The sequence below is a fragment of the Paraburkholderia sp. EB58 genome, assembly GCF_050436665.1.
Taxonomy (GTDB): Bacteria; Pseudomonadota; Gammaproteobacteria; order Burkholderiales; family Burkholderiaceae; genus Paraburkholderia.
In genome coordinates, this window is record NZ_JBNDMQ010000006.1 from 61,701 (window position 1) to 84,925 (window position 23,225).

Consider the following 23,225-nt stretch of genomic DNA (forward strand, 5'->3'; position numbering starts at 1 on the left):
ACCGACGATTTCAGCTTGAGGACGACGATGGACTGTGTATTTTGCCGTGAAGATGGCGGTGACGTGCTGTGGCAGGACGATACGCTGCGTGTCGTCCTCGCTGATGAACACGATTACCCGGGCTTCTGCCGGGTGATCTGGAACAGGCACGTTGCCGAGTTCTCGGATCTCGCCGAAGCCGACCGCGACCGCGTGATGCGCGCGGTGAACGCCGTCGAGCGCGCCATGCGGCGCATCCTGCAACCAGTCAAGGTGAACCTGGCTAGCCTCGGCAACCAGGTACCGCACGTGCACTGGCATGTGATTCCGCGTTTCTCGAACGACGCCCATTTCCCGCTGCCGATCTGGGCGCCGCGCCAGCGCACGGTGTCGGAGGCCCTGCTGTCGCAGCGTCGCGCGCAGGCTACCTTGCTGCGCGACGCGGTGCGGCACGAAATCGAACAAGCTCTGGCCTGAGGTCAATATATGAGTGGACTGACTCCCGACACGCCGGTGCCGACCGGCGTGGTGGTGCACGCCAAATCGCACGTGCTCGAACTGCAGTACGCGAATGGCGAATCTTTCCGTGTGCCGTTCGAACTGCTGCGCGTGTATTCGCCGTCCGCGGAAGTGCGCGGCCATGGGCCTGGGCAGGAGACGCTGCAGACCGGCAAGCGCGACGTCACGATCACCTCAATCGAGGGCGTGGGCAACTACGCGCTCCAGCCGACCTTCTCGGACGGCCATTCCACCGGACTTTATTCGTGGGACCTGCTGTACGACATTGCCATCCGCCAGGATGAACTCTGGCGCGAATATCTCGACAAACTTGCAGCGGCTGGAGTCGACCGCGACGCCCCAATGCTTGCATCCGGCGCACCGCACGGACATTGTCACTGATACGATTCGGCCTACTGCCGCGATGATGCGGCGCAACAATTCAGAATACGCGAAAGGACGAACGCGATGAGCAAAACCCACTTCGGCTTTCAGACAGTCGACGAACAGGAAAAAGCGCAGAAGGTGGCGGGCGTGTTCCACTCGGTTGCCGCCAACTACGACCTGATGAACGACCTGATGTCGGGCGGGTTGCACCGGGCGTGGAAGATCTTCACGATCGCCCAGGCGAACGTGCGGCCGGGCTACAAGGTGCTGGATATCGCTGGCGGCACGGGCGATCTGTCCAAGGAATTCGCCAAAAAGGCGGGCTCGACCGGCGAGGTCTGGCATACGGATATCAACGAATCGATGCTGCGCGTGGGCCGCGACCGTCTGCTCGACAAGGGCATCGTCACGCCGGCCCTCTTGTGCGACGCAGAAAAAATTCCTTTTCCGGACAACTACTTCGACGTGGTGACCGTGGCTTTCGGGCTGCGCAACATGACCCACAAAGATGTCGCGCTGGCGGAAATGCGCCGCGTGCTGAAACCGGGCGGGCGCCTGCTGGTGCTGGAATTCTCCAAAGTGTGGGACCCGCTTAAAAAAGTCTACGATGTATATTCGTTCAAGGTGCTGCCGTGGCTCGGCGACCGCTTCGCGAAAGACGCTGAGAGCTACCGATACCTCGCGGAATCGATCCGGATGCACCCGGACCAGGAAACTTTAAAAACAATGATGGAACAAGCCGGCCTCGACGGCGTCAAATATTACAATCTGTCAGCTGGTGTGGTAGCTTTGCATGTGGGGACCAAATACTAGGGTTCCTAACCCATCGTTTTTAAAGGAATATTTCATCATGTCCGATTCGCAGTTGTTATCTTCCCGTAAAGTTTCGAGGTCGTTGGCGAGGAGAATCGGACTGGCAGCGATGGTCGGTCTGATCGCGTTTGCCACCGTTGCATCGCTGGACGCCGAGGCAAGGCGCATGGGCGGCGGCCGCAGCATCGGCCGCCAGCAGTCCAGCACCATGCAGCGGCAAACCACGCCGCCGGCGCAACCTGCTCAATCTCCGCAGCAATCGGCTCAGGCCGCCCAGGCGCAGCGCGCGCAACCTGCGCCGACGCCGGCCGCCGCGCCTAACCGCTCGCGTTGGCTCGGGCCGATCGCGGGTCTGGCCGCAGGTCTGGGTATCGCCGCGCTGCTTTCGCACTTCGGCATGGGTGAAGCATTTGCCGGTGCCATGGCCAACATGCTCGTGATTGCTGCCATCGCAATGCTGGCGATCTGGCTGATCCGCCGCTTCATGGGCCGCAAGCGCGACGCCGCTACGCCGGCTTATGCGGGCAGCGCACCGAGCCTGAACGCCGGGCGCGATCATTACTCGCAGGAGCCCAGCTTCACGCCAGCGTCGTCCGGTCCAGGTTCGTACCTTGAACCGCAAGGCAACGGCGCGCCGGCTGCGCCTGTGATGCAAGCGGCTCCGGTCGTGCCCGCCGGCTTCGATTCAGATGCTTTTGTGCGTAACGCGAAGGTGTACTTCGTGCGCCTGCAGGCCGCCTGGGACGTGGGCAACATCGCGGACATCCGCGAGTTCACGACGCCGGAGATGTTCGCCGAAGTGAAGGTCGACCTCGACTCGCGCGGCGCGGAATCCAATCTGACCGATGTGGTGCAGTTGAACGCGGAGTTGCTGGGCGTCGAAGACCACGGCAGCGAGTATGTCGCCAGCGTGCGCTTCTCCGGCCTGATGCGCGAGAGCTCGGGCGCGCCGGCCGCGCCGTTCGTGGAAATCTGGAATCTGTGTAAGTCGACACGCGCCGGTGAAGGCTGGTTGCTCGCCGGCATTCAGCAGGTCGGCGCGTCCACGTCTGCGCATTAACGTCACGCCTTGCTCATTGGCCGTTCGGCCGAGCAAGCCGGAAAGCGAACGGACGTTACAATAGGAACCCGCGCGGGCACATCGCCCGCGCGGGTTTTTTCTTGCCACTTTCAATGACCCTCGCCGCCAAGCCCTTCGCTGCTGCCGTCAATCATCTGCTCGCCCGCGAATCGTGGGCACGTGAGCGCCTCGTCCCCTACGCCGGCAAGACTGCCCGGCTATCCTGTCCGCCTGTCGTTCTGATCCTGCTGGTTCAGCCGGACGGCTATCTGGCCGCGGTCGATGAAACGCAAACGCATCAGTTCGACGTCACTGTCTCCGTGCCGTCCGAGGCGCTGCCGGCCTTCGTACAGGGCGGTCAAGCGGCGGTGATGAAGCACGTGAAGATCGAGGGCGACGCGGAGTTCGCCACGGCGATCGCCAAACTGGCCGAGCATTTGCGCTGGGAGCCGGAGGAAGACCTGGCGCGGCTGATCGGCGATGGTCCGGCCTGGCGGGTGGCCACCGTTGCGCGGTCGGTCGGCGAGCATGCGCGCCGCACCGGGCGCAATCTGCTCGACTCGGTCGCTGAGTATCTGCTCGATGAAAATCCGCAACTGGTGCGCCGCGCCGCGCTCGACGAGTTCAACGCCGAACTCGCCCGGGCCCGCGATGCGCTGGCGCGCGTCGAAAAGCGCCTCGAGCGCCTTGAACGGAAGGTCGAAGCCCGCGGCGCCAATGCGCCGGGCGGCGCCGCCACGTCGCGCGGCACGCGCTAGTCACCGGGCTCAACCATGCGTTTTCTGCGTTTCCTCAAGATTTTCTTCACAGTCATCCGCTTCGGTCTCGATGAGATGATGCTGGGCCGCATCAACGACCGTCGCGTGCGGTTGTTGCTGCGTATCACCACCATTGGCCGCAAGTTCGATCAGCCGCCGGGTGTGCGGCTGCGCCTCGCGCTCGAGAGCCTTGGGCCGATCTTCGTGAAGTTTGGCCAGGTGCTGTCTACCCGGCGTGATCTGCTGCCCGTCGATATCGCCAACGAGCTCGCCAAGCTGCAGGACCAGGTGCCGCCGTTCCCTTCGGACGTGGCGATCGGCCTCGTCGAAAAGTCGCTAGGTGCGCCGGTCGACGTGCTGTTCGACGATTTCGAACGGGTGCCGGTGGCGAGCGCGTCGATCGCGCAGGTGCACTTTGCGAAGGTGAAGGCCGGCCAGCATGCGGGCAAGGCCGTCGCGGTGAAGGTGCTGCGCCCGAACATGTTGCCCGTGATCGACTCCGACCTCGCACTGCTGCGCGACATCGCGGTCTGGGCCGAACGTCTGTGGGCCGACGGCAAGCGTCTGAAGCCACGCGAGGTGGTCGCAGAATTCGACAAGTACCTGCACGATGAACTCGACCTGATGCGCGAAGCGGCCAACGGTAGCCAGTTGCGCCGCAACTTCGCGGGCCTCGATCTGCTGCTCGTGCCCGAGATGTATTGGGAGTTCTGCACGCCCACCGTGCTGGTGATGGAGCGCATGGTCGGCGTGCCGATCAGCCAGGTGGAGACGCTGCGCGCCGCGGGTGTGGACATTCCGAAGCTGGCCCGCGAAGGCGTCGAAATCTTCTTCACCCAGGTGTTCCGCGACGGCTTTTTCCACGCCGACATGCACCCGGGCAACATTCAGGTGAGTCTCGATCCGGCGCACTTCGGGCGCTATATCGCCCTTGACTTCGGCATCATCGGCGCGCTGTCGGACTTTGATAAAAACTACCTCGCGCAGAACTTCCTCGCGTTCTTCAAGCGCGACTACCATCGGGTCGCCACGCTGCACCTGGAGTCGGGCTGGGTGCCGCACACCACGCGCGTCGAAGAACTGGAGAGCGCGATTCGTGCCGTCTGCGAGCCGTACTTCGATCGCGCGCTGAAGGACATTTCGCTGGGCCAGGTGCTGATGCGCCTGTTCTCCACCTCGCGCCGCTTCAATGTGGAGATCCAGCCGCAACTCGTGTTGCTGCAGAAGACCATGCTGAACGTCGAAGGGCTGGGGCGTTCGCTCGATCCCGAACTCGACCTCTGGAAGACCGCCAAGCCTTACCTCGAACGCTGGATGAACGAACAGATCGGCCTGCGCGGCTGGTATGAGCGGCTCAAGATCGAGGCGCCGCAGTGGAGCAAAACGCTGCCGCAATTGCCGCGCCTGATCCATCACGTGCTGGCGGAGCGTCACGACAACTCGCGCGGTACGAGCGACGACATGGTTCGCCAGATCCTGCTCGAGCAGAAGCGGACCAACCGGCTGCTGCAGGGCTTGCTGCTGTTCGGGATCGCGGTGGGGATCGGAGCAGTGGTGGCGCGTGCGTGGCTGGCGCTGGCATATGGTGGATAGGATGCAACCGAGCGACCCTTTAAACCCCGCAGCAGCCGACTTCGCCACGCGCGACCCGAATTCTCCGGCCTTTTGGGACGAACGCTTTGAGCGCGGTTTCATCCCATGGGATCACGCGGGAGTGCCTGCGGCGTTTGAAGCCTTCGCCGCGCGGCATACCGATGCGGCAGTGGTGATCCCCGGTTGCGGCAGCGCTTGGGAGGCCCTATGGCTGGCCCGTCAGGGACGCCGGGTGCAGGCGATCGATTTCTCCCCAGCGGCAGTCGCAGCGGCGCGAGCGCAGTTAGGGTCACACGCGGAGGTAGTCGAGCAGGCGGATTTTTTCACTTGGCAGCCACCCTTCACGCCGGACTGGGTGTACGAGCGCGCGTTTCTGTGTGCATTGCCAAGGGAGCGCCGCGCGGACTATGCACAGCGCATGGCTGAGCTTCTGCCACAGGGCGCGCTGCTCGCCGGCTTCTTTTTCCTCGGCGCCACCCCGAAGGGGCCGCCGTTCGGAATCGAACGCGCCGAGCTCGACGTCTTGTTGACACCGTACTTCGATTTGATCGAAGACGAGCCGGTAAGCGATTCGATCCCAGTGTTCGCCGGTCGCGAACGCTGGCTGACCTGGCGCCGCCGGGCCGAGCCCGGGACTTGATCCCGCGGGGAGCGCCCCCACCTAAGAAAACGGTGCCTGCGTCGGCCGCTCGCCCCCAAAATCCGGGGGTGGCTATTGTTTGCGGCTATAATTCAAGGCTTTGCAAGCGTTTATCAGATTACTGTAGGGAAAAGATCATGCCGATCTACGCTTATCGCTGCGAGTCATGCGGCTTCGGGAAGGACGTGCTTCAGAAGATGAGCGACGCGCCGTTGACGAACTGTCCTGAGTGCGGAAAAGACAGCTTTCGCAAGCAGGTGACTGCGGCCGGGTTCCAGTTGAAGGGTTCGGGCTGGTATGTGACCGATTTCCGGGGCGGCAATAGCGCAAAGAGCGCAGCGGCCCCGAACGGCGGCACTGAGGCAGCACCGGCCAAGACCGAAGGCGGTAGCGCTGCAACCGGTGCGTCGGACAGCGCGGCCACGAGTTCCACGAGCACGGCCGCAGCGCCGGCGGCGCCGGCAGCGGCACCCGCCACCAACAGCGGCTCCGGCAACGCCTAGCTAGCGTCGCCGTCTTTCGAGGCGGCACACTCGCCGCGCCTGGCTTAGCCGGGGTGGCTTTCAGGCGATACACATGACGACGAAAAAAGCGACGCTCAAATCGGTGTTTCTGACTGGCCTGCTGGTGCTGGTGCCGTTGGCCATCACCTTGTGGGTGCTCGGTCTGATTATCGGCACGATGGATCAGACGCTGCTGCTGCTGCCGGAGTCCTGGCAGCCGGAGCGGGCGCTCGGCTTCCGGCTGCCCGGCCTCGGCGCGGTGCTGACGCTGGCGTTCATCTTCATCGTCGGGCTGTTGACGCAAAACTTCATCGGGCAGAAGCTCGTGAAGTGGTGGGAACTGCTCGTTGGCCATATCCCAGTCGTGGGGCCGATCTACACGAGCGTCAAGCAGGTGTCGGATACGTTGCTCTCGAGCAGCGGCAATGCGTTTCGCAAGGCACTCCTGATCGAGTATCCGCGCAAGGGGTCCTATACGATTGCGTTTTTGACCGGGATCCCGGGCGGCGACGTGGTCAACCACCTGAGGGAAGATCACGTCAGCGTGTACGTGCCGACTACGCCGAACCCGACGTCCGGCTTCTTCCTGATGGTGCCTAAGAGCGAAGTGATCGAACTCGACATGACAGTCGACGCTGCGCTCAAGTACATTGTCTCGATGGGCGTGGTGGCGCCGTCCGCGCCTCCGGCGCAGGTGCGCCGCACCACCATCGAGCCTCCGATGTAATGCCGGCACGCATTGTTTCAGTTTCATGAGCAGCGCGCCGTTCAACTAATGCAAAACGAAAGACAAACATCATGTCGATGCGATCTGAATACTGCGGTCTGGTGACCGAACACCTGTTGGGCCAAACCGTGTCGCTGTGCGGCTGGGTGAGCCGTCGCCGTGACCATGGCGGCGTTATCTTCATCGACCTGCGCGACCGTGAAGGCCTCGTTCAGGTCGTGTGCGACCCGGATCGCGCGGAGATGTTCAAGACTGCCGAAGGCGTGCGCAACGAGTTTTGCGTGCAGATCAAGGGTGTCGTGCGCAACCGTCCGGAAGGCACGACCAATGCCGGTCTGAAGAGCGGCAAGATCGAAGTGCTGTGCCATGAGCTGACCGTGCTCAATGCGTCGGTCACGCCGCCGTTCCAGCTCGACGACGACAACCTCTCCGAAACCACGCGTCTCACGCATCGCGTGCTGGACCTGCGTCGTCCGCAGATGCAGCACAACCTGCGCCTGCGTTATCGCGTCGCGATCGAAGTGCGCAAGTACCTCGACGCGCAAGGCTTCATCGACATCGAAACGCCGATGCTCACGAAGAGCACGCCGGAAGGCGCGCGCGACTACCTCGTGCCGTCGCGTACCAACGCCGGCCAATTCTTCGCGCTGCCGCAGTCGCCGCAGCTCTTCAAGCAGTTGCTGATGGTCGCCAACTTCGACCGCTACTACCAGATCGTTAAGTGCTTCCGCGACGAAGACCTGCGCGCTGACCGTCAGCCGGAATTCACGCAGATCGACTGCGAAACCTCGTTCCTTTCGGAGCAGGAAATTCGCGACCTGTTCGAAGCGATGATCCGTCACGTGTTCAAGGTGACGATCGGCGTCGAACTGGACGAAAAATTCACGGTGATGCAGTACTCGGAAGCGATGCGCCGTTTCGGTTCGGACAAGCCGGACCTGCGCGTGAAGCTCGAATTCACCGACCTGACCGACGCGGTCAAGGACGTCGACTTCAAGGTGTTCAGCACGCCGGCCAACACCAAGGACGGCCGCGTTGCGGCGCTGCGCGTGCCGAAGGGTAGCGAGCTTTCGCGTGGCGACATCGACAGCTATACGGAATTCGTGCGCATCTATGGCGCGAAGGGTCTCGCCTGGATCAAGGTCAACGAAGTCGCGAAGGGCCGTGACGGTCTGCAAAGCCCGATCGTCAAGAACCTGCACGACGAAGCCGTCAAGGCCATCATCGAGCGCACCGGCGCGCAAGACGGCGACATCATTTTCTTCGCGGCGGATCGTGCGAAGGTCGTCAACGACAGCCTCGGCGCCCTGCGTCTGAAGATCGGTCACTCGGAATTCGGCAAGGCCAACGGCCTCGTCGAGACCGGCTGGAAGCCGCTGTGGGTGGTGGACTTTCCGATGTTCGAATACGACGAAGAAGAAAACCGCTATGTTGCCGCGCATCACCCGTTCACGAGCCCGAAGGACGAGCACCTCGAGTATCTGGAAACGGATCCGGGCCGCTGCTTGGCCAAGGCATACGACATGGTGCTGAACGGCTGGGAAATCGGCGGCGGTTCAGTGCGTATTCACCGTGAAGAAGTGCAGAGCAAGGTGTTCCGCGCGCTCAAGATCAATGCGGAAGAAGCACGCGCCAAGTTCGGCTTCCTGCTCGACGCGCTGCAATACGGCGCGCCGCCGCACGGCGGTATCGCCTTCGGTCTCGACCGCATCATCACGATGATGGCCGGCGCCGATTCGATCCGCGACGTGATCGCGTTCCCGAAGACGCAGCGTGCGCAGGATCTGCTCACGCAGGCGCCGAGCGAAGTGGACGAGCGCCAGTTGCGCGAGTTGCACATCCGTCTGCGTCAACCGGAAGCGAAGGCATAAGGCTGCAGGCTGCTTCAGCGGGTCATTTGGCGGCTCATTTAGCAACTCAATGAGCCGCAATCAAGCAAACGAAAAAGGCGCGTCATGCGCCTTTTTCGTTTTTTGCGTTACAGTCGAAGCAACACGCCAAGCAATACTCGAAGCCATACCGTCGACCGACATGTACCGCGCGCAGCGCGCGCCTAGTCTTATCGCCATGCCGAAACCGCCGAAGATTCCCGAATCCGTTCTTGTTGTGATCCATACGCCGGGGCTCGATGTGCTGCTCATCGAACGGGCCGACCGCGCGGGCTTCTGGCAGTCGGTGACCGGCTCGAAAGATACGCTCGACGAGCCGCTTGCCGAGACCGCCGCACGCGAAGTGGCCGAGGAGACCGGTATCGTGATCGGCAGGCCCGCCGTGCCGCGTGAGGCGCTGTTCGACTGGCAGTATCAGATCGAGTATGAGATCTATCCGGTCTGGCGGCATCGCTATGCCGAGGGCGTCACGCACAACACCGAGCACTGGTTCAGCCTCGAGGTGCCGGAACGCTGCGAGGTGACGCTCGCGCCGCTCGAGCATACGGCACACCTCTGGCTGCCCTATGAAGAGGCCGCCGAGCGCTGCTTTTCATCGTCGAACGCTGACGCGATCCTGCAGTTGCCGCAGCGCCTGAAGGGGCGGTTCCGATGACGGGCGGTGGTCCGCGGCATTTCGAGCGACTTCGGCAGACGCTGTTCGGTCGTCGTTATTGGTCGAAATACCGCTTCACCGCCGGTAACGAAGTCCAACTGTTTCTTTCAGGCGAGGCTTTTTTTACTTCGCTGATCGAGCGCGTCGACGCGGCCGAGAAGGACGTCGTTCTCGAAACGTATATCTTCTGCAATGACAGCGCGGGCCAGGCCGTGAGCGCCGCGTTGCTGCGCGCGGCCGACCGGGGCGTGCGCGTGCGCGTGATTACCGATGGCACCGGCACCGCGCGTCTGCCGCTTTTCAACGACTGGCCAGCACGCGGCGTCGAGCATCGGATCTACAACCCGCATATATTCGGCCGCTTCGGCTTTTCGCGCACGCATCGCAAGCTGGCGGTGGTCGACGACAAGGTGGCCTGGTGCGGCGGCATCAATATCGTCGACGACTATGAAAACGACGGTGTGCGTCTGCCGTATCGTCGCTGGGATTTCGCGGTCGAATTGCGGGGGCCAGTGGTCGCCGATGTGCGCGAGGCGTTTGAGACGCAATGGCATCGGATTCGCTTCGGCCACCGGCCGGTCGAGTCGCTGCAGCCCGATTTCGCGCTCAAGGACGATACGAGCCCCGGCGCGCCGAGCCACGGCCGCAACCGCAGCGCCGATCTGCGGGGCGCGGGCGAGCCGGTGGTGGCCTTCGTCGCGCGTGACAACCTGATCAACCGCCGCGCCATCGAGAAGGCCTATCTCACCGCGATTGGTCAGGCGCGCTCGGAGGTGCTGCTCGCCAATCCTTATTTCATGCCGGGCCGCAAGCTGCGCCGGGCGCTGACGTATGCGGCGCGGCGCGGGGTGGACGTGAAGCTCATCATTGGCCGCAAGGAGTTCGCGGCGCTCGATTACGCCGTGCCGTTCCTGTACCGCTCGTTGCTGAAGGCCGGCGTGAAGATCGCCGAATATGAAAAGACCATGTTGCACGGCAAGGTTGCCGTGGTCGATTCGAACTGGGGGACGGTAGGCTCGTCGAACCTCGATGCATTGAGCCTGATGCTCAACAACGAGGCCAACGTCGTGCTGGTGCAGGACCCGCAGATCGGCGCGTTACGCGAGGCGATCCTCAAGGCGTTCGACGAGTCGCTGCGGATCGATCTCGCCCACTACGAGGCGCGTCCGGCGGGCGAGCGCGTGTTGAACTGGCTGGCCTATAACACCTACCGCGTCGTGATGAAGCTGCTGACGGTGGGCGGATACGACTAGTCCGGCACGAGCCACGAGCCACGAGTCACGAGCCATAAGTCACGAGCCACGAGTCATAAGTCACGAGCCGAGGTCACCGTCACAAACCGCCATCACCCGCAAAAATCCGCCCAGGGCAAACCCGCCTGCCGGTCGCATCTCGCGCGGCCAGTTGAGCCCAGTCACTACGACAAGGCAAACGCCTCTAAAAAATCTCCCTCGTCCGATTGACGTATGACGCAAAATTGATGCTCCGGTTAGAAACCGGTTTCTAATAAAGTCCTTGTTTCGCGGACGGCAGCACTCAATAATAGTACGGCCGTTCGATTTTTCTTTCGGTCACATAAGAACGGTAAAACAGCTATGCGAAAAGGCGAACAAACGCGAGCCGCGATTCTCGAAGCAGCACTCGATCTGGCAAGCCGCGACGGACTAGAAGGTCTGACGATTGGGCTGCTGGCCGAGCGCATGCAGATGAGCAAGAGCGGCGTGTTTGCGCACTTCGGGTCGCGCGAAGACTTGCAGGTTGAAGTGGTGCGCGAATATCACCGTCGTTTCGAAGACGAGGTGTTTTTCCCGAGTCTGCGCGAGCCGCGCGGCCTGCCGCGTTTGCGCGCGATGATCTCCCGCTGGATTGAGAAGCGCATCCAGGAAGTCACAACCGGATGCATCTACATCAGCGGTGCGGTCGAGTACGACGATCGTGCGGACAGCCAGGTGCGCGAGCAACTGGTGTCGAGCGTGACGACATGGCGTGCTGCGCTCACCCGGGCCATTTCGCAGGCAATGGAAGAAGGGCATCTGCGTGCGGACACCAACCCGCAACTGATGCTGTTCGAACTGTACAGCTTCACGCTCGGCCTGCATCACGACGCACGCTTCCTGCACTTGCCGGACGCCGTGCCTCTCACGTGGGCCGCGCTCGAAAAACTGATTGTTTCGTATCAGAGCGAAAGCCGTTAGCAGGGCGGCCGGGTCCGGTGGACCCAGCGGCGCTAAATAGTCCGAACAAAGGACCAAAGCTGACGGCCTGGCTTCTTGTCAAACTTTGGAGAGAGAGTCATGGGACAGTACGCCGCGCCACTGCGCGACATGCAATTCGTGTTGCACGAGCTGCTTAACGTCGAAGGCGAAATCAAGCAGATGCCGAAGCACGCGGATCTCGATGCCGACACGATCAATGCGGTGCTGGAAGAGGCCGGCAAGTTCTGCTCCGAAGTGCTGTTCCCGCTGAATCAGAGCGGCGACCAGGAAGGCTGCACGTACGTCGGCGACGGCGTCGTGACCACGCCCAAGGGCTTCAAGGAAGCGTACAAGCAATACGTTGAAGCCGGCTGGCCGGCGCTTGGCTGCGATCCGGAATACGGCGGCCAGGGCCTGCCTGCGTTCGTCAACAACGCTTTGTACGAAATGCTTAATTCGGCCAACCAGGCGTGGACGATGTATCCGGGCTTGTCGCACGGCGCGTACGAATGCCTGCACGCGCATGGCACGCCGGAACTGCAGAAGCTCTATTTGCCGAAGCTCGTCTCGGGCGTCTGGACCGGCACGATGTGTCTGACCGAGCCGCACTGCGGCACGGACCTCGGCATCCTGCGCACCAAGGCCGAGCCGAATAGCGACGGCTCCTACTCGATCAGCGGCACCAAGATTTTCATCTCCAGCGGCGAACACGATCTCGCGGAGAACATCGTCCACCTCGTGCTCGCGCGTCTGCCGGACGCGCCGAAGGGCACCAAGGGCATCTCGCTCTTCATCGTGCCGAAGTTCGTGCCGAACGAAGCGGGCGAGCCGGGCGAGCGCAACACCGTGAAGTGCGGTTCCATCGAACACAAGATGGGCATTCACGGCAACGCCACCTGCGTGATCAACCTCGACAACGCGAAGGGCTGGCTGGTCGGTGAGCCGAACAAGGGCCTGAACGCCATGTTCGTGATGATGAATGCCGCGCGTCTGGGCGTCGGCATGCAGAGCCTGGGGCTGACCGAAATCGGTTATCAGAACTCGCTGACCTACGCGAAAGAGCGTCTGCAGATGCGTTCGCTGACCGGCCCGAAGGCGCCGGAAAAAGCCGCTGACCCGATCATCGTTCACCCGGACGTGCGTCGCATGTTGCTCACGCAAAAGGCCTACGCAGAAGGCGCGCGCGCATTCTCGTACTGGTCGGCGCTGCACATCGACAAGGAACTGTCGCACGCCGAAGAATCGGTACGCAAGGACGCGGAAGATCTGGTCGCGCTGCTCACGCCGATCCTGAAGGCGTTTCTCTCGGACAACGCGTTCGAAAGCACCAACCACGCCATGCAGATCTACGGCGGCCACGGCTTCATCGCCGAGTGGGGCATGGAGCAGTACGTGCGCGACGCGCGGATCAACATGATCTACGAAGGCACCAATGCGATTCAGTCGCTCGACCTGTTGGGTCGCAAGGTCCTCGGTGACATGGGCGCGAAGATGAAGAAGTTCGGCAAGCTGGTGACGGAGTTCGTCGAAGCCGAAGGCATCAAGCCGGAAATGCAAGAGTTCGTGAACCCGCTCGCCGATATCGGCGATAAGGTGCAGAAGCTGACCATGGAAATCGGCATGAAGGCCATGCAGAACCCGGACGAAGTGGGCGCCGCGGCTGTGCCGTATCTGCGTACCGTTGGCCATCTGGTGTTCTCGTACTTCTGGGCCCGCATGGCACGTATCGCACTGGACAAGGAAGCGTCCGGCGATCCGTTCTACAAGGCCAAGCTTGCTACCGCGCGCTTCTACTTCGCCAAGCTGCTGCCGGAAACGGCAATGACGATTCGCCAGGCACGCGCCGGTTCGAAGTCGCTGATGGAAGTCGACGAAGCGCTGTTCTAAAGCCACCTCACGGCAGCGTCAGGCGTGCTTGAAACGCGTGGCGCTGCCGCCAGCCATGCATAGCGAAACCCGTGCGAACCCGCACGAAACGCCAACCAACATTCGCGACACCGCATAACTCCCCCGGAGGAACGACGTGAGCAATCTGATCATTCGCAAGGTAGCCGTACTCGGCGCCGGCGTGATGGGCGCGCAGATCGCAGCGCACCTGATCAACGCCAAGGTGCCCGTGCTGCTATTCGACCTGCCTGCCAAGGAAGGCCCGAAGAACGCGATCGCGTTGAAGGCGATCGAGAATCTGAAGAAGCTGTCGCCGGCGCCGTTCGGCGTCAAGGACGACGCACAGTACATCCAGCCCGCCAACTACGACGACGACATCGAGAAGCTCGCCGAGTGCGACCTCGTGATCGAAGCGATCGCCGAGCGGATGGACTGGAAGCACGACCTGTACAAGAAGGTTTCGCCGCATATCGCGCCGAACGCGATCTTCGCGACCAACACGTCGGGTCTGTCGATCACCGAATTGTCGCAAGGTTTCTCGGATGAACTGAAGGCGCGCTTCTGCGGCGTGCACTTCTTCAATCCGCCGCGCTACATGCATCTGGTTGAGCTGATTCCGACCGCGACGACGCGCCCGGAAATCCTCGATCAGCTCGAAACCTTCCTGACGAGCGTGGTCGGCAAGGGTGTCGTCCGTGCGAAAGACACGCCGAACTTCATCGCTAACCGCGTCGGGATTTTCTCGATCCTCGCCGTCATTACCGAAGCCGCCAAGTTCGGTCTGCGTTTCGACGAAGTGGACGACCTGACGGGTTCGCGTCTGGGCCGTGCGAAGTCCGCGACGTTCCGTACCGCTGACGTGGTCGGTTTGGACACGATGGCGCACGTCATCAAGACGATGCAGGACACCCTGAAGGACGATCCGTTCTTCCCGGTCTACGAAACGCCCGCTGTGCTCGCTGAACTGGTGAAAAAGGGCGCGCTCGGTCAGAAGACCGGCGGCGGTTTCTACAAGAAGGAAGGCAAGGCGATCAAGGTGCTCGATCCGAAGACGGGCGAGTACGTCGAAGGCGGCGCCAAGGCCGACGAACTGGTCGGCCGCATCCTCAAGCGTCCGCCGGCGGAGCGTCTGAAGCTCCTGCGCGAATCGGAACACCCGCAGGCGCAGTTCCTGTGGTCGATCTTCCGCGACGTGTATCACTACATCGGCGTGCATCTGGAGTCGATCGCGGACAACGCGCGTGATGTGGATCTGGCCATCCGTTGGGGCTTCGGCTGGAACGAAGGTCCGTTCGAAGGCTGGCAGACGGCCGGCTGGAAGCAGATCGCCGAGTGGGTGCAGGAAGACATCGCGGCAGGCAAGGCATTGTCGAACGCACCGCTGCCTTCGTGGGTGCTCGAAGGTCCGGTGGCCGAGAAGGGTGGCGTGCATACAAACGAAGGTTCGTGGTCGCCGGCTTCGCAGACCTTCGTGCCGCGCTCTTCACTCTCTGTGTATGAGAAGCAGGTGTTCCGTGCGCCGCTGGTCGGCGAAACCGGCGCCGATCCGAAGACCTATGGCAAGACGCTGTTCGAAACGGACGCCGTGCGCGCATGGGTCGACGACCGTGCGGGCGAGAACGACGTCCTGATCGTCTCGTTCAAGAGCAAGATGAATACGATTGGACCGTCGGTGATCGACGGCCTGACGCAGGCGATCGAACTGGCGGAGAAGGAATACAAGGGCCTGGTGGTGTGGCAGCCCACGTCGCTGAAGCTCGGCACGCCGGGCGGTCCGTTCTCGGCTGGCGCAAACCTGGAAGAAGCGATGCCCGCGTTCATGATGGGCGGCGCGAAGGGCATCGAGCCGTTCGTGCAGAAATTCCAGCAAGGCATGCTGCGCGTGAAGTACGCGAATGTGCCGGTCATTGCTGCCGTGTCGGGCATCGCGCTCGGCGGCGGTTGTGAGCTGGCGCTGCATAGCGCGAAGCGTGTGGCGCACATCGAGAGCTACCTGGGTCTCGTGGAAGTGGGCGTGGGTCTCGTGCCCGCAGGCGGCGGTCTGAAGGAAGCCGCATTGCGTGCAGCAGAAGCGGCGACGCAAGTTGGCGCGACCAACGATCTGCTGAAGTTCGTGCAAAAGTCGTTCGAAAACGCCGCGATGGCCAAGGTCTCGGCCTCCGCACTCGATGCCCGCGCGATGGGCTATCTGAAGCCGTCCGACACGATCGTCTTCAACGTGTTCGAACTGCTCGACGTGGCGAAGAAGGAAGCACGTGCGCTATCCGCTGCGGGCTACCGTCCGCCGCTGCGTGTGACGCAAGTGCCGGTAGCGGGCCGCTCGGCGATTGCGACGATCAAGGCATCGCTCGTCAACATGCGCGATGGCCGTTTCATCAGCGAACACGATTACCTGATCGCGAGCCGGATTGCTGAAGCCGTGTGCGGTGGCGATGTCGAAGCTGGCAGCCTGGTGGATGAAGAATGGCTGCTGAAACTCGAGCGCCGTGCGTTCGTCGACCTGCTCGGCACGCAGAAGACGCAGGAACGGATCATGGGCATGCTGCAAACCGGCAAGCCGGTGCGTAACTAACGCGCGACGAGCAAATTGAGGAGCCTCAAATGACAAAGCAATTGCAAGACGCATACATCGTCGCCGCGAGCCGTACGCCGATCGGCAAGGCGCCGCGCGGTATGTTCAAGAACACGCGCCCGGACGAACTGCTGGTGCACGTGATCAAGTCGGCCGTGACGCAAGTGCCGGGCCTCGACACCAAGGTGATCGAAGACGCCATCATCGGCTGTGCGATTCCGGAAGCGGAACAAGGCCTGAATGTGGCGCGTATGGGCGCGCTGCTGTCCGGCCTGCCGAACACGGTCGGCGGCGTGACGGTGAACCGCTTCTGCGCCTCGGGCTTGACGGCTCTGGCGATGGCCGCTGACCGCATTCGCGTCGGCGAATCGGACGCGATGATCGCAGGCGGCTGCGAATCGATGAGCATGGTGCCGATGATGGGCAACAAGCCGTCGATGTCGCCGCACATCTTCGATCGCAGCGAAGACTTCGGCATCGCCTACGGCATGGGCCTGACCGCGGAGAAGGTCGCTGAACGCTGGAAGATCAGCCGCGAAGCGCAGGACCAGTTCTCGGTCGAATCGCATCGCCGCGCGATTGCCGCGCAGCAAGCCGGTGAGTTCAATGACGAAATCGCCGCCTACACGATTACCGAGCGGTTCCCCGATCTCGCTACCGGCGAAGTGAAGGTGAAGACGCGCGAAGTCGCGCTCGACGAAGGTCCGCGCGCGGACACGTCGATGGAAGGGCTGGCCAAGCTGCGCACCGTGTTCGCCAACAAGGGTTCGGTGACGGCGGGCAATAGCTCGCAGACCTCGGACGGCGCCGGCGCGCTGATCGTGGTGTCGGAAAAGATGCTCAAGGAATTCAACCTGACGCCGCTTGCGCGTTTCGTCAGCTTCGCCGTGCGTGGCGTGCCGCCGGAAATCATGGGCATCGGTCCGAAGGAAGCGATTCCGGCTGCGCTGAAGGCCGCGGGTCTGAAGCAGGAAGACCTCGACTGGATCGAACTGAACGAAGCTTTTGCTGCGCAGTCGCTGGCGGTGATTCAGGACCTCGGTCTCGATCCGTCGAAGATCAACCCGCTCGGCGGCGCGATTGCGCTGGGCCACCCGCTCGGCGCGACGGGTGCGATTCGTGCGTCGACAGTGGTGCACGGCCTGCGTCGCCGTAACTACAAGTACGGCATGATCACCATGTGTGTCGGTACGGGTATGGGCGCGGCGGGCATCATCGAGCGTCTGTAAGCATGTACGCCGTGGTCCGCTATGGACTCACACGCGGCCTCCCATGAGGACCGCTGAACGGTTCGCAGGCCGCGAGGCTTGCGGACCGTTTTTCCATTCAGCTGAAGTGAGCAGGAGTACGAGGAGATGACAATGGACATTCTGATCGAGCGCGCCAACGGCGTGCTGACGATTGCCTTCAACCGGCCGGACAAGAAGAACGCGATTACGGCCGCGATGTACCAGACGATGGCCGATGCGCTGGTTGAAGCGCAGGGCGATGCGGCGGTGCGGGCCATCCTGATTCGCGGCAGCGTCGGGATTTTCAGCGCCGGCAACGATCTCGAAGATTTCATGAAAACGCCGCCAATGGGCGAGAGCGCGCCGGTGTTCCAGTTCCTGCGCGCGATCAGCTCGGCGGAAAAGCCCGTGGTGGCTTCCGTGGCAGGCGCGGCGGTGGGCATCGGCACCACGCTGTTGCTGCATTGCGATCTGGTCTACGCCGCCGACACCGCGAAGTTCTCGCTGCCGTTTGCGCAGCTTGGACTGTGCCCGGAAGCGGCGTCGAGCCTGCTGTTGCAGCGCATCGCCGGCTATCAGGCCGCCGCTGAAAAGCTGCTACTCGGCGAAGCGTTCGACGCGCACGAAGCCCAGCGTATGGGCTTCGTGAACCGTCTGCTGCCGGTTGCGGAAGTCGACGCCTTTGCGCTGGAGCAAGCGTCGAAACTGGCAGCCTTGCCGGCTTCGTCGCTACGCGTCACCAAGTCGTTGATGAAGCGCGCGAGCCACCATGAACTGCAAACGCAGATGAGCGAGGAAGCGGTGCACTTCGGCAAGATGCTGCTCGCGCCGGAAGCGCGCGAGGCGTTCAAGGCGTTCTTCGAGAAGCGCAAGCCGGATTTCCGGCAATTCGATTGAGATTGGCGGGGGGTAGGTCGGGCCGCGGCGGTGTGACAACGAGCCGGGCCGTGCGGTCCGGACCGCGTAAGGTCTTGGCCCACCCCACTTAAACCGTCTCGTAGTCGACGTAACCCGCTTCGCGACAGAAGCTCACCAGCCGCACACCGGCCTGGCGCGCAATCGAAATTGCCAGCGACGACGGCGCCGAGATGGTCGCCAGCATCGGCACGTCGACGCGTGCGGCCTTGCGCACCAGCTCATAGCTCGCGCGGCTCGACAGGAACACGAAGCCGTCCTTCGTATCCGCGCGGTCGAGCACCAGTTGGCCAATCAGCTTATCCAGCGCGTTGTGACGGCCGACATCCTCGAACGCGAGGCGAATCGCGCCTGTCGCATCGCACCACGCCGCCGCGTGCAGGCCACCCGTCAGCTTGGTCAGCGATTGATGCTCCGGAAGCGCCCGCGCGGCGCGGGCAATTGCGTCCGGCGCCAGCCGTTCCAGAAAACCGGTATCCGGCACGCGCTCCGGCTTCAGATCCAGCAAATCGATGCTTTCGATGCCGCACACGCCGCAGCCGGTCCGGCCGGCGAGCGCCCGGCGCTTTTCTTTCAGCGCAACAAACGCTTGTTGCACGACCTGCAATTGCACTTCAGCATGCGGCAATTCGCCGCCGTAACACGCCACCTCGATGTCCTGAATATCGCTGCCGCGCGCGACAATTCCTTCCGAAATCGCAAATCCGACCGCGAACGCCTCCAGATCGCGCGGCGTACACATCATCACGGCGTGCGAAATGCCGTTGAATACGAGCGCTACCGGCCACTCCTGACCGACGTGATCCGTCACGGTTTGCACCGCGTCGCCGCGATGCCGGCGCACCTGCCGCTCGACGATGCCCGGCTGGTCGGCCGTTTCCAGTTCGTTCACACCTGACTCCTTTAACCATACGGTACGCGCGCTGGCCCCAGCCAGACCGGGCCGCCGCTGCGCGAATAAGGTTCTAAAATACCTCAAGCTGGCATTGCGTGTTGCCTGCCAACCAAGCGCATTAAAGGGCATCAACGAGGATACTGTCATGGGACTGAACGAAGCGCCCCTCCTGTTCGACTTCGAAGTCGAGTCTTCTGAGGATCTCACCTATATCCCGATGGCGGTACGTTTCAATCTCGACCGCTTCGGACTGCGCGTCTCGCTGGCCCAGTGGCAGATGCTGCCGTACGAAGACCGCAAGCTGCTGGCGCGTTTCCCGGTCGAGGAAGACGCCGCGATCGAGCCGAATTTCGACCATGCGCTGTTCGAGATGCTGCGCACGCATGCGAACGTCGAGCCCGACTGGTTCACGCCCGAAGACGCGCCGGCGTGGCGCCGTGCGGATGCGGTGCCGGAAGGGGTGCTGCATCAGGCGTCGCTCGCCAGCCTGCATGCTCCGAGCGCAGACCAATGGGCGCAACTCGACCCGTTCAAGCGCTATGTGCTCGCCAAGCTGTCACGCAAGCCGGAAGCGAACCACGACTTTGTGCCCGCCATGAAGGAATTCGGTCTGACCGGGTAGGTCTGGCCGGGTAGGTCTCGGCGCGTACGTCTGGCCCAATAGCGCTTGCCGGGCCGGCCTCGCCGGGAGGTTTTCCCTGCCACGCCCCCCGCAAATAATTTCACATTTCCCCCTCAAGCTGTTCCAGCTGCGGCCGATAACCATGGGTTGGCGCGTAAAAGAACCATAGACCGGGCGGATGCAGGAAGATGCACGTGCTACACGACGCATCGAAAGCGGACGATCCTGAGCGCGCTCCCGCCCGCAGAACGAATGACGTTCGGAGCTCATGAATCCTTTCCTATCGAGGCGGCTGCTGATCAATCTGGCAGTCGTCGCCGCAGCGGTCGGCGCGAACGCGTTCGTCGCCTACACGCAGATCCGCGGCCAGCGCGACGCCGATGTGCGCACCCTGCGCTCGACCGACATCCGCCAGAATCTCGACGCATATCGCACCGCGCTGGACAGCGGCCTTGCGGCACTGGGGCGCTACGAGGCGACCGGGCGGCCAGAGGCGGCTGACGCGGCGTCCGCGATGACGGCGTCGCTCTCCGGACTGGAGCGCACCCTGGCCGCCGAACTCGCCGATGAGCCGATGATGTCCGCCTCGCTGGGCAAGCTGAGCAGCGAGAGCCGCGGTCTGCAAGTTGAAATCGAGGCCGCGCTAGTGCGCGCCCAGGCGAGCGCACCTGACGACTCGCGCGCCTGGGCGGCGTCGGCCTATACGCGGCTGGGCATGGAGCTGGGCCGCGTGGAAGCCGCGCTGGCAACGCTGCGGCAACAGGAAAATCATGCACTGCAGGCGTCGCTGGCGGAGTCGAACCGGCAGACGCAGCACGCCATGCTGCTCCTGATCGTCACGATGCTGGCGGGCAGTTCGCTCCTGATCTATACGTTCGGCGCCCGCGAGAGCGCGGCACGCGAGCGGTTGCGGGTCGCCAAGGCTTTGCGCCGCCACGACGAGCGCTTTCGCGGCCTGTTCGACACCCACCCGGTGCCGATGTACATCTTCGATCGCGAGACGCTGCGTTTTCTCGCGGTCAACACCGCCGCCACGCAGCAATACGGCTATTCGGAGAGCGAATTCCTCGGCATGACGATTCGCGCGATCCGGCCGAACGGCGAGATCGGCCGCCTCGAATCGCACCTCTCGCGCAGCGAAGGCGGCCCAATGCAGGGTCGCATCATGGCGGGCGTGTGGCATCACCGGCGCAAGGACGGCTCGACCATCAGCGCCGACATTTCGTATCATTACCTGACCTACATGAGCCGTCCGGCGATCTTTGTGCTGGCCGATGACGTCACCGAGCAGATCAATGCCGAAGCCGAGGCGCAGCGCTCGAACCAGATGCTCGAAACGGTGATCGACAATATCCCGCAGCGAATCTTCTGGAAGGATCAGGAATCGCGCTATCTGGGCTGCAATATGGCGTTCGCCCGCGACGCCGGGCTCGCTTATCCGGAGCAGGTGGTAGGCAAGACCGATCACGACCTGCCGTGGCGGGCGCTCGCCGACGAGGTCCGGGCGCACGACATCGAGGTGGTCAGCACGGGCGTGCCGAAGATGAATTTTGAGGTCGATCTGGTGATCGACGGTGTACACCGCACCACCGTGACGAGCAAGCTGCCGTTCACCGATAGCGATGGCCGCGTGATCGGCGTGCTCGGTTCCTATACGGACATCACCGAACGCAAGCGCGCTGATCTCGCGCTGCGGCTGCAAAGCCGCGCGCTCGATGCGAGCGTGAACGCGATCCTGATCACCGGGCCGACCGCCGCCGGTAATCTGATCGAATACGTGAACCCGGCTTTCAAGCGCATTACGGGCTATGACGCGGCCGAGGTGATCGGTCAGGACTGCCGCCTGTTGCAACGCGACGACCGCGATCAGGAGGGGATTGCCTTGATCCGGCAGTCGCTCGCCGCCAATCGCGAGGTAAGCGCGGTGCTGCGCAACTACCGTAAAGACGGCGCGTTGTTCTGGAACCAGCTTTTCATTGCGCCGGTGCCGAATCCGGACGGCGAGACAACGCATCACATCGGCGTCATCAACGACGTTACCGATCTGATCCGCTATCAGGAGCAACTCGAGTATCAGGCGAACTACGACAGCCTCACCCGGCTGCCGAACCGCAACCTGCTGCGCGACCGTCTGCAGCATGCGTTGATCGTGTCCAAACGGCACCACAAGGGTGTCGCCGTCGTGTTCATGGATCTGGACGGCTTCAAGAACGTCAATGACAGCCTCGGACACAGCGTCGGCGACCGCTTGCTGAGCGTCGTCGCCGAGCGGCTCTCGCGTTGCGCACGGGCGAGCGATACGGTGGCGCGCCACGGCGGCGACGAGTTCGTGATCGTCATGACCGATATCGTCGATGAGCAGTCGCTGATCGCGTGGATGGAGCGGGTGCGGGCGTCGATCTCGGAACCGGTGTGGCTCGATGGCACCGAGCTGTATGTGGGCTGCAGCATGGGGGCGAGCCTGTTCCCGCAGGATGGCGAGGATGCCGAAACGCTCATGAAGAAATCCGACCTCGCGATGTACCGCGCGAAGGACATGGGCCGCAATAACTTCCAGTTCTACCAGCCGGAGATGAATGCGAGCGCGGGTGCGCGGCTGAATCTCGAACGCCGTCTGCGGCGCGCGTTGCGCGACAACGAGTTCCTGCTGCACTACCAGCCGCAGGTGGATATGGTGACGGGGCAGATCGTTGGTATGGAGGCGCTGGTGCGCTGGCGCGATCCGGAAGTGGGGCTGATTCCGCCGTCGTCGTTTATCCCGGTGGCGGAGGAGTGCGGGCTGATCGGGCCGCTCTCCGAGTGGGTGCTGCGCGAGGCGTGCCGGCAAAACAAGGCCTGGCAGGATGAAGGCTTGCCGCCGGCGCGTGTGTCGGTGAATCTCTCGGCGCGGCAGTTCCAGCAGCACGATATCGTGAAGCTGGTGACCCAGGTGCTCGAGGAGACCGGGCTCGAGCCGCAATACCTCGAACTGGAACTCACCGAAAGCACGATCATGCGCAACGCCGAGGAAGCGGTGTTGATGCTCAATTCGCTGCACGCGCTCGGTATTGGGCTGGCGATCGATGACTTCGGCACCGGCTATTCGAGCCTCAGCTACCTGAAGCGCTTCCCGGTGGACCGCCTGAAAATCGACCGCTCGTTTGTGTCGGATATCGGCGTGTCGGGCGATGACGAGACCATCACGTCGGCAATCATCGCGCTCGCGCACTCGCTGAAATTGCAGGTGATCGCCGAAGGCGTGGAGACTTCCGCGCAACTCGACTTTCTCAAGGAGCGCGCGTGCGACGAAATGCAGGGCTTTTACTTTTCCAGGCCCATGCCGCGTGACGCGATTCCAAACCTGCTGCAGGGCGGGGCGGCGGTGATGGCGTAGCGGCGGCCTGATGCCTCTCAAGAGGCTCGCCGCGA

At 62.8% G+C, this 23,225-nt stretch carries 20 protein-coding genes; 19 read left to right on the forward strand and 1 reads right to left on the reverse strand.

Features of this window, described 5'->3' with window-relative positions; translation table 11 throughout:
- The first annotated feature begins 27 nt into the window (after nucleotides 1–27).
- The 17 genes from P3T40_RS10855 to P3T40_RS10935 all read left to right on the forward strand — a co-directional run bounded on the left by P3T40_RS10855 (nucleotide 28) and on the right by P3T40_RS10935 (nucleotide 18,282).
- Nucleotides 28–456, forward strand: a complete 429-nt coding sequence (locus P3T40_RS10855; RefSeq protein ID WP_429267691.1) for an HIT family protein — start codon at nucleotides 28–30, stop codon at nucleotides 454–456.
- A gap of 9 nt (nucleotides 457–465) precedes the next feature.
- On the forward strand, nucleotides 466–879 hold the full coding sequence (locus P3T40_RS10860) for a gamma-butyrobetaine hydroxylase-like domain-containing protein (RefSeq protein WP_429267692.1): 414 nt from the start codon (nucleotides 466–468) through the stop codon (nucleotides 877–879).
- A gap of 66 nt (nucleotides 880–945) precedes the next feature.
- Nucleotides 946–1,677 carry a bifunctional demethylmenaquinone methyltransferase/2-methoxy-6-polyprenyl-1,4-benzoquinol methylase UbiE gene (gene ubiE / locus P3T40_RS10865; RefSeq protein WP_429267693.1) on the forward strand — a complete coding sequence of 244 codons (732 nt, stop codon included), beginning with the start codon at nucleotides 946–948 and terminating at the stop codon, nucleotides 1,675–1,677.
- A gap of 37 nt (nucleotides 1,678–1,714) precedes the next feature.
- Nucleotides 1,715–2,737: a Tim44 domain-containing protein gene (locus P3T40_RS10870; protein WP_429267694.1), complete on the forward strand. Its 1,023-nt coding sequence runs from the start codon at nucleotides 1,715–1,717 to the stop codon at nucleotides 2,735–2,737.
- Nucleotides 2,738–2,850: 113 nt separating this feature from the next.
- Nucleotides 2,851–3,495: a ubiquinone biosynthesis accessory factor UbiJ gene (locus P3T40_RS10875; RefSeq protein WP_429267695.1), complete on the forward strand. Its 645-nt coding sequence runs from the start codon at nucleotides 2,851–2,853 to the stop codon at nucleotides 3,493–3,495.
- 15 nt (nucleotides 3,496–3,510) lie between these two features.
- The gene (ubiB, locus tag P3T40_RS10880; protein WP_429267696.1) at nucleotides 3,511–5,088 is read left to right on the forward strand and encodes a ubiquinone biosynthesis regulatory protein kinase UbiB; all 1,578 of its coding nucleotides are present in this window, start codon (nucleotides 3,511–3,513) and stop codon (nucleotides 5,086–5,088) included.
- Between the two features lies 1 nt (nucleotide 5,089).
- Nucleotides 5,090–5,728 carry a methyltransferase domain-containing protein gene (locus tag P3T40_RS10885; protein WP_429267697.1) on the forward strand — a complete coding sequence of 213 codons (639 nt, stop codon included), beginning with the start codon at nucleotides 5,090–5,092 and terminating at the stop codon, nucleotides 5,726–5,728.
- 137 nt (nucleotides 5,729–5,865) lie between these two features.
- Nucleotides 5,866–6,231, forward strand: a complete 366-nt coding sequence (locus tag P3T40_RS10890) for an FmdB family zinc ribbon protein (RefSeq protein WP_429267698.1) — start codon at nucleotides 5,866–5,868, stop codon at nucleotides 6,229–6,231.
- Between the two features lie 73 nt (nucleotides 6,232–6,304).
- A complete protein-coding gene (locus P3T40_RS10895; protein WP_429267699.1) occupies nucleotides 6,305–6,958 on the forward strand; it encodes a DUF502 domain-containing protein in 654 nt (217 codons plus the stop codon).
- Nucleotides 6,959–7,029: 71 nt separating this feature from the next.
- On the forward strand, nucleotides 7,030–8,829 hold the full coding sequence (gene aspS, locus P3T40_RS10900) for an aspartate--tRNA ligase (protein WP_429267700.1): 1,800 nt from the start codon (nucleotides 7,030–7,032) through the stop codon (nucleotides 8,827–8,829).
- A gap of 160 nt (nucleotides 8,830–8,989) precedes the next feature.
- Nucleotides 8,990–9,502, forward strand: a complete 513-nt coding sequence (gene nudB / locus P3T40_RS10905; RefSeq protein ID WP_429267701.1) for a dihydroneopterin triphosphate diphosphatase — start codon at nucleotides 8,990–8,992, stop codon at nucleotides 9,500–9,502.
- Complete coding sequence (clsB, locus tag P3T40_RS10910) at nucleotides 9,499–10,755, forward strand: cardiolipin synthase ClsB (protein WP_429267702.1); 1,257 nt, start codon at nucleotides 9,499–9,501, stop codon at nucleotides 10,753–10,755. The genes nudB and clsB overlap by 4 nt, the downstream gene beginning before the upstream one ends.
- A 342-nt stretch (nucleotides 10,756–11,097) precedes the next feature.
- Nucleotides 11,098–11,697 carry a TetR/AcrR family transcriptional regulator gene (locus P3T40_RS10915; protein WP_429267703.1) on the forward strand — a complete coding sequence of 200 codons (600 nt, stop codon included), beginning with the start codon at nucleotides 11,098–11,100 and terminating at the stop codon, nucleotides 11,695–11,697.
- Nucleotides 11,698–11,796: 99 nt separating this feature from the next.
- Nucleotides 11,797–13,584 (forward strand): acyl-CoA dehydrogenase C-terminal domain-containing protein, encoded by a 1,788-nt coding sequence (locus tag P3T40_RS10920; protein WP_429267704.1) that lies wholly within the window; start codon nucleotides 11,797–11,799, stop codon nucleotides 13,582–13,584.
- A gap of 136 nt (nucleotides 13,585–13,720) precedes the next feature.
- On the forward strand, nucleotides 13,721–16,156 hold the full coding sequence (locus P3T40_RS10925; protein WP_429267705.1) for a 3-hydroxyacyl-CoA dehydrogenase/enoyl-CoA hydratase family protein: 2,436 nt from the start codon (nucleotides 13,721–13,723) through the stop codon (nucleotides 16,154–16,156).
- Nucleotides 16,157–16,185: 29 nt separating this feature from the next.
- Complete coding sequence (locus P3T40_RS10930; protein ID WP_429267706.1) at nucleotides 16,186–17,385, forward strand: acetyl-CoA C-acyltransferase; 1,200 nt, start codon at nucleotides 16,186–16,188, stop codon at nucleotides 17,383–17,385.
- A gap of 126 nt (nucleotides 17,386–17,511) precedes the next feature.
- Complete coding sequence (locus P3T40_RS10935; RefSeq protein ID WP_429267707.1) at nucleotides 17,512–18,282, forward strand: enoyl-CoA hydratase; 771 nt, start codon at nucleotides 17,512–17,514, stop codon at nucleotides 18,280–18,282.
- 88 nt (nucleotides 18,283–18,370) lie between these two features.
- Here P3T40_RS10935 and fdhD read toward each other — a convergent pair whose 3' ends face one another.
- Nucleotides 18,371–19,192, reverse strand: coding sequence for a formate dehydrogenase accessory sulfurtransferase FdhD (gene fdhD / locus P3T40_RS10940; RefSeq protein ID WP_429267708.1), 822 nt, complete (start codon nucleotides 19,190–19,192; stop codon nucleotides 18,371–18,373).
- A gap of 148 nt (nucleotides 19,193–19,340) precedes the next feature.
- Between fdhD and P3T40_RS10945 the strand changes: the two genes are divergently transcribed.
- Together P3T40_RS10945 and P3T40_RS10950 are read left to right on the forward strand one after the other, a co-directional pair.
- Complete coding sequence (locus P3T40_RS10945; protein WP_429267709.1) at nucleotides 19,341–19,817, forward strand: nitrate reductase associated protein; 477 nt, start codon at nucleotides 19,341–19,343, stop codon at nucleotides 19,815–19,817.
- A 268-nt stretch (nucleotides 19,818–20,085) separates the two neighbouring features.
- Complete coding sequence (locus P3T40_RS10950) at nucleotides 20,086–23,190, forward strand: sensor domain-containing protein (protein WP_429267710.1); 3,105 nt, start codon at nucleotides 20,086–20,088, stop codon at nucleotides 23,188–23,190.
- Nucleotides 23,191–23,225 lie beyond the last annotated feature (35 nt).